General features: G+C 55.8%; 11 protein-coding genes, 1 tRNA gene and 1 pseudogene. 5 read left to right on the top strand and 8 right to left on the bottom strand.

The window, feature by feature from the left end; all coding sequences use genetic code 11:
- Nucleotides 1-235: 235 nt before the first annotated feature.
- From ABJH13_RS11570 to purB, 3 genes are all read right to left on the bottom strand, one after another.
- The gene (locus tag ABJH13_RS11570; RefSeq protein ID WP_348406368.1) at nucleotides 236-1,294 is read right to left on the bottom strand and encodes a FliG C-terminal domain-containing protein; all 1,059 of its coding nucleotides are present in this window, start codon (nucleotides 1,292-1,294) and stop codon (nucleotides 236-238) included.
- A gap of 94 nt (nucleotides 1,295-1,388) precedes the next feature.
- Nucleotides 1,389-1,913 (bottom strand): tetratricopeptide repeat protein, encoded by a 525-nt coding sequence (locus tag ABJH13_RS11565; RefSeq protein ID WP_348406367.1) that lies wholly within the window; start codon nucleotides 1,911-1,913, stop codon nucleotides 1,389-1,391.
- Between the two features lie 121 nt (nucleotides 1,914-2,034).
- The gene (gene purB / locus ABJH13_RS11560; protein WP_348406366.1) at nucleotides 2,035-3,339 is read right to left on the bottom strand and encodes an adenylosuccinate lyase; all 1,305 of its coding nucleotides are present in this window, start codon (nucleotides 3,337-3,339) and stop codon (nucleotides 2,035-2,037) included.
- Between the two features lie 92 nt (nucleotides 3,340-3,431).
- On the opposite strand from purB, the gene ABJH13_RS11555 reads away from it, so the two are divergent.
- Both ABJH13_RS11555 and ABJH13_RS11550 read left to right on the top strand, forming a co-directional pair.
- The gene (locus tag ABJH13_RS11555) at nucleotides 3,432-3,845 is read left to right on the top strand and encodes a DUF6314 family protein (protein WP_348406365.1); all 414 of its coding nucleotides are present in this window, start codon (nucleotides 3,432-3,434) and stop codon (nucleotides 3,843-3,845) included.
- Nucleotides 3,846-3,905: 60 nt separating this feature from the next.
- Nucleotides 3,906-4,511, top strand: a complete 606-nt coding sequence (locus tag ABJH13_RS11550) for a biotin transporter BioY (protein WP_348406364.1) — start codon at nucleotides 3,906-3,908, stop codon at nucleotides 4,509-4,511.
- An 86-nt stretch (nucleotides 4,512-4,597) separates the two neighbouring features.
- Here ABJH13_RS11550 and ABJH13_RS11545 read toward each other — a convergent pair whose 3' ends face one another.
- Entirely contained in the window at nucleotides 4,598-5,812 is a 1,215-nt protein-coding gene (locus ABJH13_RS11545; RefSeq protein ID WP_348406363.1) for a bifunctional alpha/beta hydrolase/OsmC family protein, read from the bottom strand.
- A gap of 363 nt (nucleotides 5,813-6,175) precedes the next feature.
- Between ABJH13_RS11545 and ABJH13_RS11540 the strand changes: the two genes are divergently transcribed.
- Nucleotides 6,176-6,907, top strand: a complete 732-nt coding sequence (locus ABJH13_RS11540; RefSeq protein WP_348406362.1) for a DUF3445 domain-containing protein — start codon at nucleotides 6,176-6,178, stop codon at nucleotides 6,905-6,907.
- Between the two features lie 247 nt (nucleotides 6,908-7,154).
- Here the strand turns inward: ABJH13_RS11540 and glnA are convergent, their stop codons facing one another.
- Nucleotides 7,155-8,558, bottom strand: coding sequence for a type I glutamate--ammonia ligase (gene glnA / locus ABJH13_RS11535; RefSeq protein WP_348406361.1), 1,404 nt, complete (start codon nucleotides 8,556-8,558; stop codon nucleotides 7,155-7,157).
- 42 nt (nucleotides 8,559-8,600) lie between these two features.
- On the bottom strand, nucleotides 8,601-8,939 hold the full coding sequence (locus ABJH13_RS11530) for a P-II family nitrogen regulator (protein ID WP_348406360.1): 339 nt from the start codon (nucleotides 8,937-8,939) through the stop codon (nucleotides 8,601-8,603).
- A gap of 645 nt (nucleotides 8,940-9,584) precedes the next feature.
- On the opposite strand from ABJH13_RS11530, the gene ABJH13_RS11525 reads away from it, so the two are divergent.
- Complete coding sequence (locus tag ABJH13_RS11525) at nucleotides 9,585-10,289, top strand: hypothetical protein (RefSeq protein ID WP_348406359.1); 705 nt, start codon at nucleotides 9,585-9,587, stop codon at nucleotides 10,287-10,289.
- Between the two features lie 448 nt (nucleotides 10,290-10,737).
- On the opposite strand, the gene ABJH13_RS11520 is transcribed toward ABJH13_RS11525, so the two are convergent.
- Nucleotides 10,738-11,241, bottom strand: coding sequence for a Hint domain-containing protein (locus ABJH13_RS11520; protein ID WP_348406358.1), 504 nt, complete (start codon nucleotides 11,239-11,241; stop codon nucleotides 10,738-10,740).
- Nucleotides 11,242-11,480: 239 nt separating this feature from the next.
- Here ABJH13_RS11520 and ABJH13_RS11515 point away from each other — a divergent pair.
- Nucleotides 11,481-11,564 (top strand) — tRNA-Leu (locus ABJH13_RS11515).
- On the opposite strand, the pseudogene ABJH13_RS11510 reads toward ABJH13_RS11515, so the two are convergent.
- A pseudogene (locus tag ABJH13_RS11510) lies at nucleotides 11,543-11,748 on the bottom strand (resolvase); the annotation flags it as partial. The gene ABJH13_RS11515 and the pseudogene ABJH13_RS11510 sit on opposite strands and share 22 nt — an antisense overlap.

Raw genomic sequence — 11,748 nt, 5'->3', positions numbered from 1 at the left:
TTTGAGAAAGCTGGGTGGTGCGTCAGGGAATGGGTTGCCGCTCGCAATCAGTTCGCCATTCTTTATCCAGAACGGTTCAACAGATGACCCGTCTCAATAGCATGGGCCGAACCCCATACAAAGAGTTTCAGACACTTCCGTTGGCTTGATCCAATTTCACCGGGGCGCTTGGGCTTGTTGCGTTGCGGGGTACTTGATAGGCACAGTTTCTATTGTAGACTGGGTGCGCGCCGATTTAACCTTCGTCCTCATCTGAGACGATCAAGAGAAGTTCGCCCGACGATTCCATTTCGCGGATCTTGGCGACAATTTCCGCCATAGCTTCTTCGCACTCAGCCTGTTTCACTTTCTCGCGATCACCGATCTCTTCGCGCAGTTGATCTGCCATACGGCCAGACATGTTCTCTAGGATAAATTCTGCGCTGTCTTTCATACCGGCGGCTTCTGCACCTGCCAGTGCAGTCACGAGAATCTCTTGCTCCAGTTCGCGAACAACCCGCGGGATATCGCGAGATGCGATCCGTTTGGGAATGTTACCGAAGGTAAAGATCGCCTTGCGCACCAAGTCTGCAAACCCGGCATCAGCCTCATCCAATCCTTCAAGTACGTCGTCTCGTGTGACGGTCTGTGCCGAATTGAGGATCGCGCCAACCCGTTCTACTGGGCCAGTGTCGAAAGCGCTCAATGGCTTGGCATCAAGCTGGGTCATCAATGATAGCCCAATGCGGTCGACGGCGTCAGGTGTCACCGCGCTGGTTTGGGATACAGCATAGGTGATGCGGCGCGCCTTTGGGCCGGGCAATTGGCCCAACAGTTCGGCCGCACGGGGGACGTCAATTTTGGACAGTAAAACGGCGGCGACTTCGATACTCTCGTTTTCCAAGACAGGTAAAAGCTTGTCGGTGCTCATGTCGCGCAGGCGGGCCCATGGGTCGCCGTATTGGCGGACACCAGCCTCTTTGCGCAGGCGCGCCGCAGTCTGTTTTGAAATCCGCCCATCGAGCGAATCGAGCGCGCCTGCAATCCCACCAGGGAATGACAATCCTATGCTATCAAGTTCATCGGCAAATTCGGACACAACGCTAGCCAGCGTGCCACGATCGACCAAACGCATGGATCCCATTTGCTTGGTCAACTGTGCCTGCAGATCTTCTGGCAAATCCTCCAGCGGGATATCAGCGCCTTCGTTGAGCAAAAGTCGAACGACGATCGCGGCCTTGGCTTTGCGCGAAAGCTTGGCCGGAGGGGGGGTGTCCGCTCCCGGAAGTGCCGGGAACGGGGCCATCGGAACCATATCTGTCATCTTCACTCGCCTGTCTCTGATCTTGTTTTGTTCTAGCGCGTAAAGGTTAAAGATTGGCTGAAGTCAGCGACAATAAATCGAGAAATTAGTAACTATAAGTGGTGCCTGTCGCGATCGCTGTTTGCAGCGACGCTTCGGACCATGTGCCTGCACCGCCATGTGCCTTGATTGCACGCAATTGCGTCAGCGCGCCGACCATATCACCGGCCTCTACCAGACCCTGACCCATATAAGACCGTGCCAAAATATTAGCTGGGTTTTCCGCGATGGCTTGTTGGTAATAAGTCATCGCCAAATCCACATTGCCCATCTTGCGATGCGTGAACCCCATATAGGTCAAACGTCCCATATGGTCTTGGGGCAGGGCCTGCGTCAGGGTTTGCGCGTCAAGGTAGCGGCCAGCATAGGCTAACTGGCGCACAGCAAGGTATATCTCGTCAACGCCCAGATTGCTTTCCTTGGGGTTCACGCAGGTCTTTGTCTTTTCGTCGTAGACCTGCGCGCCGTCACAGCTTGCCACGGGTTTTTTTGGCGGGGCATCGCCACCGCCGCCGCCCGCTGCCAGCGCCATCGACGGGATAAGAAAAACTACAGATAAAAGATTACGCATCGGTCGTTCCTTGCAATGATTTACACTTGTACGAAGATTACAGGTCAGCCGATGATTTTATGCGATCACGAAACCGTGATCGCATGTTTTTTTATGGTTTGTGCCCATGCGTTGGCGCAAATTAATCTTTGAACACACGCGCAAAGATCGTGTCTACATGTTTGGTGTGATAGCCAAGGTCGAATTTTTCTTCGATTTCACTGGCACTTAGCGCTGCCAGAACGCCAGCGTCAGCCAGCAGTTCCGTTTTGAAATCCTTGCCTTCTTCCCAAACTTTCATCGCATTGCGTTGCACCAGTTTGTAGGCGTCTTCGCGGCTTACGCCGGCTTGGGTCAACGCTAACAAAACACGTTGGCTCATCACCAAGCCACGGAATTTATTCATATTGGCCAGCATGTTGTCTGGGTAAATCACCAGTTTGTCGACAACAGATGTCAGGCGCGACAACGCAAAATCCAGCGTGATCGTGGTGTCGGGGCCAATATTGCGCTCTACAGAGCTGTGGGAAATATCGCGCTCATGCCACAGGGCCACGTTTTCCATTGCGGGCACAACGGCCATACGCACCAAACGCGCCAGACCGGTGAGGTTTTCGGTCAGCACAGGGTTGCGTTTGTGCGGCATCGCGGAGGACCCTTTTTGCCCCGCCGAGAAGAACTCTTCGGCCTCAAGCACTTCGGTCCGCTGCATGTGGCGCACTTCTGTCGCGATGTTTTCGATCGAAGACCCGACAACCCCAAGCGTCGCGAAAAACGCGGCGTGGCGGTCGCGCGGGATCACCTGCGTGCTGATGGGTTCGGGCTCTAGTCCCAGTTTGGCGCAGACATGTTCTTCGACGGCGGGGTCGATGTTGGCGAAAGTGCCCACCGCGCCAGAAATCGCACCGGTGGCAATCTCGGCACGTGCCGTGATCAAACGCGTCAGGTTGCGGTCCATTTCGGCATAAAACCGTGCAAACGTCAGACCCATTGTTGTGGGTTCGGCGTGGATACCGTGGCTGCGGCCGATGCGAACGGTGTCTTTGTGTTCCAGCGCGCGGCGTTTCAATGCGGCCAGCAGGCCCTTTAGGTCTGCGATCAGCAGATCGGCTGCGCGGGTCAGTTGCACGTTGAAGCAGGTGTCAAGCACGTCCGAGCTGGTCATGCCCTGATGCACAAACCGCGCCTCGTCTGATCCGACATGTTCTGCCAGATGCGTCAAAAAGGCGATGACGTCGTGTTTGGTGACCGCTTCGATTTCGTCGATACGGGCCACGTCGAATTCGACATCTTTGGCCTTCCAGACGGCATCCGCGTTTTCGCGCGGGATCACACCCAGATCCGCCATTGCATCACAGGCGTGGGCTTCGATTTCATACCAAATGCGGAATTTCGTTTCCGGAGACCAGATGGCAACCATGTCAGGGCGGGAATAGCGGGGGATCATCGGGGCACCTTTTGGTATTTGTATCGGGATGCTCGCGCTCATAAACTGCGCAGGGTAGAGCCACAAGGCAGGAGCCCGACGAAATGCGATCAATGACCCGAATACTGGCGGATTTTGAAGGGGTCTGGGCGTTGCACCGGACAATCCGGCATGGGGACGGGACGCGCGCCACATTTACCGGCGAGGCCATATGGACGCCGGACCCGCAGGGGATGATCTACCGCGAGCATGGGCATCTGCAAATGCCGGCAAGCCCCCCGATGCAAGCCGAGCGGCGTTATATATGGCGTGCGGGGGTGGATGTGTTTTTCGAGGACGGTCGGTTTTTCCACCACGTCCCAGATGGCGGCGGCACCGCCGAGCATTGGTGTGACCCTGATACCTACAATGTGACCTATGATTTTGCCGCCTGGCCCTCGTTTTCGACGGTTTGGCAGGTCACGGGGCCCAAGAAATCTTATGAAATGACCAGCGAATATAAGCGCCGCGCGTGTAAGAGGGCTTGAACCGGGCCGGGTGCTGCGGCATTGAAGGGGCAAGTTTCGCTGAAAATGGAGATACAGCCCATGCAACTTACCGCTTCTCACGCCGTTCTGGCCGACCGTTTTGGCCCGGCAGATGGCACCGCGCGCCGCATCAAACAGGCCGTTTTGGTTGTTCTTGGGGTCGCGTTGATCACCTTGGCGGCCAATATCAAGGTGCCGGTTCCGGGATCACCCGTTTTGATGAACATGGGCACATTTGCGGTTTTGACAGTGGGTGCCGCCTATGGTGCGCGGCTGGGTCTGACCACGATTTTGGCCTATATGATCATCGGTGCGCTGGGGTTTGACGTGTTCCAAAGCTCTACGGCTGAGCTGAACGGGATTGCCTATATGATGGGCGGCACCGGCGGGTATCTGGTGGGCTACGTGATGGCGACGCTGTTGCTGGGGACGCTGGCGCAACGCGGCTGGGACCGGTCGATGGGTTGGATGGCGCTGGCGATGTTGCTGGGCAATGTGCTGCTGTATGTACCGGGCCTGTTGTGGCTGGGGCAGCTTTATGGTTGGGATAAACCGATCTTGGCGTGGGGTTTGACGCCGTTCTTGTTTGGGGATGGGATCAAACTGGCGCTTGCAGCGTTGACCTTGCCTGCGGTTTGGAAGCTGGTGGGCCGGGCCCGCAGCTAAGACGCAGCCCTGTTATTAAAATGAGAGGCGCGGCCCAAGCGGGCGGCGCCTCTTTTTTTGTAGGTGCGTGTGGCACCGCGAGCCCGTTAGTCGACCAGTTCGGTGATCACGGTCGAGCTGCGCTCGAGGGTTCTGTGCACGGGGCATTTGTCGGCGATTTCCAGCAAGCGGGCGCGTTGGTCCGCGCTGAGATCACCTGAGAGGGTGATGCGCCGTTTCCAAGTGTCTATCTGCTGGCCGATGGAGGTGTCGGCGTCTTGGGCGTGGACTTTGTTGTGGCAGACATCCACCGACACATGCGTGAGCGGCCAGCCCTTGCGGCGGGCGTACATGCGCAGGGTCATGGAGGTACACGCCCCGAGGCCGGAAGATAGGAAGCCGTAGGGGCTGAGGCCTTTGTTGGTGCCGCCGTACGCGCGCGGTTCATCGGCCAGCAGGTGGTGGCCATCGGATGATGTTATATCGGTGAGAAACCCGTCTGGGTCGGATTCGGAGATCCGCAATACGCCTTCGGGGGCGCCGGGGGGCGGAGCAGGGGGCGACAGTTTCACATACCGGCGGACCCATGTGGCAATGACATCTGCGGCGTATTCAGCGTCTTCTGGCCGGGTGACGAGATGGTCGGCGGTGTCCAGGGTCACGAAGCTTTTGGGATGTTTGGCGGCGCTGAAAATCTGACCCGCGTTATCGATTGATACGATTTCGTCACGGGGGGCATGGAGCACCAGCAAGGCGGCATTTAGCGCACCGATAGACGAGGAAAGCGTTTCTTGGGCGACATCCTCGACAAAGGTCTTGCCGATCCGGAAGTCACGCCCGCCCAAGGAGACCATAGCGGAGCCGTTTTCCATGATTTCTGGGAGGGATTTGGCGAAATTATGGGTCACATGTCCGGGGTCGAAGGGCGCACCCAGCGTTGCCACGGCTGCGATATTGTCGAGCTGTGCGGTGGCCTTGAGCACGGCCGCGCCGCCCAACGAGTGCCCGATCAAGAGCGCGGGCGTCATACCGCGTTCGATCAGGTAGGCGTTGGCGGCGATCAGGTCACCGACATTGGAGGTAAAAGAGGTATTGGCGAATTCGCCCTGCGAGTGGCCCAGGCCGGTGAAATCAAACCGTAAAACGGCGATCCCCATGGACGATAACCGCGCGGCGATGCGTCTGGCTGCGGGGATGTCTTTGCTGCAGGTAAAGCAATGCGCAAAGAGCGCAGTGGCCAGGTGCGGCCCCTCGGGGAGGTCAAGACGCGCCGCGAGCCGCGCACCGTTGTGACCTGTGAATGTGATCCGTTCTGTGGGCATGGCTGCACTCCTTCCGTGATCAGATTGGGGCCGTGGGTGCCGGCTTGCAAGGCCTGTGTCACTGCGATCACGAGGAGGTGACGAAATAGATGATTATGTTGCGCTTTGCGGGGTGAAACCATGCTGAAACGCGCAGGTGTTTGGGATAAACAGTGACGAATAGGCCAGATGTAAATCCAAAATAGGCAGGATCGAAAAATCGATGGGTTCGACGTTTTGAAACGAACGTGTACCCTAAGACGCCAATGTCTCTGTCAGCAAAAAGGCCGCGCGTGACTGTCCTCGATCAGGTGGCGTCGTCGCGCGTTTCCTTGCGGTGCTTTTTGTGAAGACAGCGTGCATCAAGACGGCTAGAGCCATGTCATGACCGAGATTTTGCAAACCGCGATTCCTGACGACATGGCGCAGGAGCGCGCATTGCCGGGGGTGCAGCCCTTGGGAGATGCGCTGTGGTTGCGTGTGGATGACGCCTATGCAGCCCAGATGGCGCATCGCCGGGCCCTTATCGACTACCACCGAGACGCCGTTTACTGGCAGGATCCAACCGCGCAGGATGCCGCAACGGAAACGTTAGATGAGGCGGTTAAGGTACTGCCATCGTTGGGTTTTGAGCTGAGTAAGATGCATTGCCACTGCCCCGATGGTGTGACGGTTGACTTGCGCGACCCGCCGTTGATGGTGTTAGGGCGGTTGGTGCAGGAAGATATCTGTATTCTCGACAAACGCGGTGCCGAACATGTGTTGCTAGCGGCTATGTTGTGTTTCCCTGCCAGCTGGCGATTGCACGAAAAAGTGGGGCGGCCGTTGGTGGGGATACATGATACCGTCGACGTCTATGACGACAGTATCGCGCGGCGGGTGCAGCGACTTTTCGATGGGGTGCAGGTCGGTCGGCCGCTTTGGCGGTTTAACCGGCTGTGGTATGATGACCCCGAGTTGCACCAGCCGCGATCGGTGCAAGAACCGCGACGGGTTGCGCCAGGTGCGACCGAGGCGGCCTATCAGCGCGCGGAACGCCAATGTATTTTGCGGTTGCCGCAAACGCGGGCAGTGGTGTTTTCCATCCACACCTATGTGGTGGCGTCCGGCGGGTAGGCCGCGGAGTTTGGGGGCCTTGATGCCTGCCGGATTGTTTTTCCAGAACGTGATCCAGCGGAGGCCACGTCCTGTGGACGGGGCCATTCTTTTTGTGAGGCGCCAGCCAAGGGAATGGCCGGCGCCCGCCCGTGGCACCGTTTTGGATCAATTTACCGGCGAGCGTGACGTGAAAAAGGCGCAGGTGGACCCTGCGCCTTTGTGATTTTCAACCTTCGCTGGTGCCCCTACAAGATGGGGACCGCGATTAGCAGCTGTAGTACATCCCGAATTCGACGGGGTGTGGTGTGTGCTCGTAGGTCTCGATTTCTTCCATCTTCAGTTCGATGTAGCCTTCGATCTGGTCTTTGGTGAACACGTCACCGGCCAGCAGGAAGTCCATATCGGCCTGAAGTTCTTCCATGGCTTCGCGCAAGCTGCCACAGACGGTTGGGATACCGGCCAGCTCTTCGGCGGGCAGATCATAGAGGTTTTTGTCCATCGCCTCGCCAGGGTCGATCTTGCTTTTGATGCCGTCAAGGCCGGCCATCAACAGCGCAGCGAAGCACAGGTATGGGTTTGCTGCTGGATCCGGGAAACGGGCCTCAACGCGCTTGGCTTTGGGGCTTTCGGTCCATGGGATCCGAACACAACCCGACCGGTTGCGTGCAGAATAGGCGCGCAGAACGGGAGCTTCGAAGCCTGGGATCAGACGTTTGTAGCTGTTGGTCGCAGGGTTGGTGAAGGCATTCAACGCTTTGGCGTGTGTCAGGATGCCACCAATGAACCAGAGTGCTTCGTCGGACAGATCTGCGTATTTGTCGCCTGCAAACAACGGCTTGCCGTCTTTCCAGATAGACATGTTGCAGTGCATGCCGGTGCCGTTGTCGCCATAGATCGGCTTGGGCATGAAGGTTGCGGATTTGCCATAGGCGTGGGCCACGTTGTGGATCACGTATTTGTATTTCTGCAGCTCGTCGGCCTGTTTGGTCAGGCTGTCAAAGATCAAGCCCAGCTCGTGCTGACAAGACGCAACTTCGTGGTGGTGCTTGTCCACTTTCATGCCGAGACGTTTCATTGTCGACAGCATTTCCGAGCGCAGGTCTTGGGCTTCGTCGGTTGGGTTCACAGGGAAATAACCGCCCTTGACGCCCGGACGGTGGCCCATGTTGCCCATCTCGTAATCGGTGTCGGTGTTCCAGGACGCGTCGGACGCATCAACTTCGTAGGACACTTTGTTGATCGAGTTCGAGTATTTGACGTTGTCGAAGAGGAAGAATTCCGCTTCGGGGCCAAAATATGCAACATCACCAATGCCCGAAGATTTCAGGTAGGCTTCTGCTTTTTGGGCTGTGCCGCGTGGGTCGCGGTCGTAGGCTTCGCCTGTGTCGGGCTCAACAACCGAGCAGTGCAGGCAGACAGTTTTTTCCGCGTAGAACGGGTCAATGTAGGCGCTGCTGACGTCTGGCATCAGCTTCATGTCGGAATTTTCGATCGATTTCCAGCCCGCGATCGACGAACCGTCGAACATAAAGCCTTCTTCGAGGAAATCTTCGTCAACCAGATCAGAAACGACCGTCACGTGCTGCAGTTTGCCGCGTGGGTCTGTAAAGCGGATGTCGACGTATTCGACACCGTCATCCTTGATCATCTTCAGTAGCTCGGTGCTCATTCTCGTATATCCCTCTTGGTTGGAATGATAATCTATGCGCGCTCAGAGCGCGTCTGATCCCGTCTCGCCGGTGCGGATGCGGATCGATTGTTCAACAGGCGTGACAAAAATTTTGCCATCGCCGATTTTTTCGGTCTTGGCGGCGCCCACGATGGCCTCGATGGCAGCATCGACCAGGTCGTCATCCAAAACGATTTCGATTTTCACTTTGGGCAGGAAATCGACAACATATTCAGCGCCACGGTACAATTCCGTGTGGCCTTTTTGACGGCCAAAGCCTTTAACTTCGATCACCGAAAGCCCTTGAACACCCACGTCTTGCAAGGCCTCTTTGACTTCGTCGAGTTTGAACGGCTTAATCACCGCTTCGATTTTCTTCATGGGGGCCTCCCTGCCTTAACGTTCCGACCGTTCCAGATCATTTCGCGTAGGGACGGTCCATGCATGGACGTAACCTGACCGCGATCTGATCTTGATTTGGTCGATATTTGCTCAATTTTCAATCGTTAAGCACAAATAACGGTCAAAATTATAACTTTTATTTCGAATCTGACTAAAATTTCAGCCGCCACGCGGAAGCAGTGCTTTAAAGCAAGTGCGATTGGGTCAGGTCGCGTTCTAAGCCTGAAATGCCGTAGGCTTCGGTGCGACGTCTTTAGTCAATGCCGCGTGTCTAGCTGTTTAGCGCGATGGTTGCGAGCGTACGAAGGCTTTTTGATTTTTCGCGAGAGAGAACTTGAAGGTGCGTGGTTCGGCTTGCGTTTCCTGCAGGGCGTAATCCTTGCTGGGGTATGCGGATGTTTGTAAGAGAAATCCCCCTCTCAGCAGTGAGGATGGAGTTTTTGATGGGGCGGTTGTTGTAGGTCTATGCCGCGAAATGGGCTGTGAGGTGCAGATCTGCCAGCATCGGTTTGCGTGTCGAACGTTTGGAAACGGCGAGGCTTGCATTGGGCATCAACCTAAGCTGAGCGACGAGAGTAATCCAATTACCGAATAGTTGATGGCATTGACCTCGGCAAGGAGCGCATGGGGCTTGCCGACCTCGTTCATGCCAGCAAGCGCGGTGTACGCACAGCACTTCCGATCTTAGGACAGGACACTGGATTGAGGCTCGACAGATTGGTGATCGGGGCACCGTTGGTATCTATGTTCTTAGTGATCGCATCGTGTGTTTCGATGCGCGATACGGAATACGGTACAGTATGTTTAACGCATCAACGTAGTCAAAAACCACGATGGGGTATTGTGGAACGCAATTTCCAAAAGGTTCGTAAAATTTTTTTGGAGACAAAAAAGGAAATTGGGTCTAAGAGTTTGTTTGAATTTCAGTCAATTAAACGAAAGCTCCAAGTGAAAATTTTGTCATTCCTTGTCATTTCTACTGTGATACTCGCCGCATGCACCGCTGACCCCCAGAAGGCACTTGAACGCAGAACCGCGCTTATCGAAAATGTATTCCCTAGTCTCGGTGATCGTCAGGGTGTCTACCTAGTGTTCCCCTGGGAAGCAGGCGGCTATATTCCGACGCTGGAGGTGATGTTTTTCACAAAGGACGTAGGCGAAACAGAGATACGACGTCGCGTTGGCGCATTCTGTGCACGTCAGGGAAATCCGAGCTTCACCGGAAGAGCCTCGATCAATAAAGACTTAGGTTTTGGCACACGGACGACATCGAGCGGAACGACAAAGCAGACTAGGCAAATCCTCTATAGGTGTGACACGGCTGGGTAGCAGCTACTGATCCTAAAACAGATAGCAGCAACCTACTGCATTGAAACAGTAGGTTTCGAGAGCGTATTTCGAAGCCCGACTTGGTATACATTCTTATTTCGTAGGCGACCGGACAGTCCGCGGAGTTCTGACTACGGGAGTTACGCTAAGTAGTGGCCACTTTGATTGTGCCTATAACGACTAAAGTGATGCTTGTTCGCACCGGTGCGGCGATACCAGTCCGGTAGCCCACATTGGTACGGCTACGCCGCGTGTTTCAACCGAATTGTAAGGACCAAAGCGCTTGGCTCGTATCCTTCTGAAGTTATGGAAGAGGTATAAGACTACACCACACGCTGGTTTGGGCTTACAAGAATGAGCCAACGAAAATGGGCCCCAGGGTATGACTCAGTCCAGAAATTGACAGCAGCAAAATTTTCACCCATGGAGATGTAGGGATTAATCAGGGCTACGCTGCGCGCCGGTTCAGGGGGCGGTGCACGGCATCTGCTGTACCCACCTCTAGCCCGTCTGCGTAGAACATGCGCGGCATGGCGCAAAAAATGCGATACACCGTGACGACCTGCTGTCCCAGATCGCGCACAAACTCGCCATCGATGAGATCGCCGATGCGCGCCAACGCGGTATGCTGACCATAAAGTGCCAAGGCGCGCCAATCGTGTAAGTATACTGTCTGATCCGCTGTTAGCAGGGCATCGCGATCTGTACGGGCGTGGCCAAGCGAGCCTGCAATCACGTAGACCGTCGGAACCACCACACTGACCACATCAATGTGCCGGATGCGGACCGCACCAGAGCGCGTTAGCACGTGATCGCCCACGCCAAGCGCCTCTACCGGTTGTTCGCCCTTTAGCGACAAGACATGCGCGCCTGACACAAGCCCGGCAAAACCGATATCGGCGCGGGTGTGGTGATCTGCGGGGGTGGTGTGCGCGGAGGGTCTCGACGTCATCTGTTTCATCCTTTTTGACATCTCGGAGTAAAACACATTCGTCATAACGTCAGCTTAATGCCGCAGTTGTGGGCTGAGACCTCTTGGAGGCCGAACCTTGTGTCCGGGGTTTTCAACGGTGCCAATCGGGCCGGTTTGCACATGTTGGTGCTGTTTTGGGCCACTGCACTGGTTTGGGTCAGGGATCGTCCACAAACACTTGCGTTCGGCAAATCTGATCGCTATGCATCAGCGCAAGTGCGGGCGTGGCGGAATGGTAGACGCGCTGGTTTTAGGTACCAGTTCCTTACGGAGTGAAGGTTCAAGTCCTTTCGCCCGCACCATTTACTAAATAACTACCTCCAATCCCTTCTAAGGCTTTGAATGGAAACGCTATTTTGGTGGTTCTAGCACCCTCAATTCGGCAGTATTTGATGTGGTCGGTGAAGGCCAGTTTGAGCACCACCCGACGCAGGTGAATGCACCCTGGTTCCCATAGTTTAAAGGGGTTCGCGAGGAATGTGAGGG

It is taken from the genome of Roseobacter sp. (assembly GCF_039970775.1).
In the GTDB taxonomy this organism is placed as follows: domain Bacteria; phylum Pseudomonadota; class Alphaproteobacteria; order Rhodobacterales; family Rhodobacteraceae; genus Roseobacter.
The sequence above is the reverse complement of the archived record's forward strand: the minus strand, read 5'-3'. Positions and strand labels throughout refer to the sequence as shown.

Bases quoted from the DNA above. Each gene is read 5' to 3' on its own strand.
- ABJH13_RS11570 (WP_348406368.1), bottom strand. From the start codon at position 1,294: ATGGTTCCGATGGCCCCGTTCCCGGCACTTCCGGGAGCGGACACCCCC.
- ABJH13_RS11565 (WP_348406367.1), bottom strand. From the start codon at position 1,913: ATGCGTAATCTTTTATCTGTAGTTTTTCTTATCCCGTCGATGGCGCTG.
- purB (WP_348406366.1), bottom strand. From the start codon at position 3,339: ATGATCCCCCGCTATTCCCGCCCTGACATGGTTGCCATCTGGTCTCCG.
- ABJH13_RS11555 (WP_348406365.1), top strand. From the start codon at position 3,432: ATGACCCGAATACTGGCGGATTTTGAAGGGGTCTGGGCGTTGCACCGG.
- ABJH13_RS11550 (WP_348406364.1), top strand. From the start codon at position 3,906: ATGCAACTTACCGCTTCTCACGCCGTTCTGGCCGACCGTTTTGGCCCG.
- ABJH13_RS11545 (WP_348406363.1), bottom strand. From the start codon at position 5,812: ATGCCCACAGAACGGATCACATTCACAGGTCACAACGGTGCGCGGCTC.
- ABJH13_RS11540 (WP_348406362.1), top strand. From the start codon at position 6,176: ATGACCGAGATTTTGCAAACCGCGATTCCTGACGACATGGCGCAGGAG.
- glnA (WP_348406361.1), bottom strand. From the start codon at position 8,558: ATGAGCACCGAGCTACTGAAGATGATCAAGGATGACGGTGTCGAATAC.
- ABJH13_RS11530 (WP_348406360.1), bottom strand. From the start codon at position 8,939: ATGAAGAAAATCGAAGCGGTGATTAAGCCGTTCAAACTCGACGAAGTC.
- ABJH13_RS11525 (WP_348406359.1), top strand. From the start codon at position 9,585: ATGGGGCTTGCCGACCTCGTTCATGCCAGCAAGCGCGGTGTACGCACA.
- ABJH13_RS11520 (WP_348406358.1), bottom strand. From the start codon at position 11,241: ATGACGTCGAGACCCTCCGCGCACACCACCCCCGCAGATCACCACACC.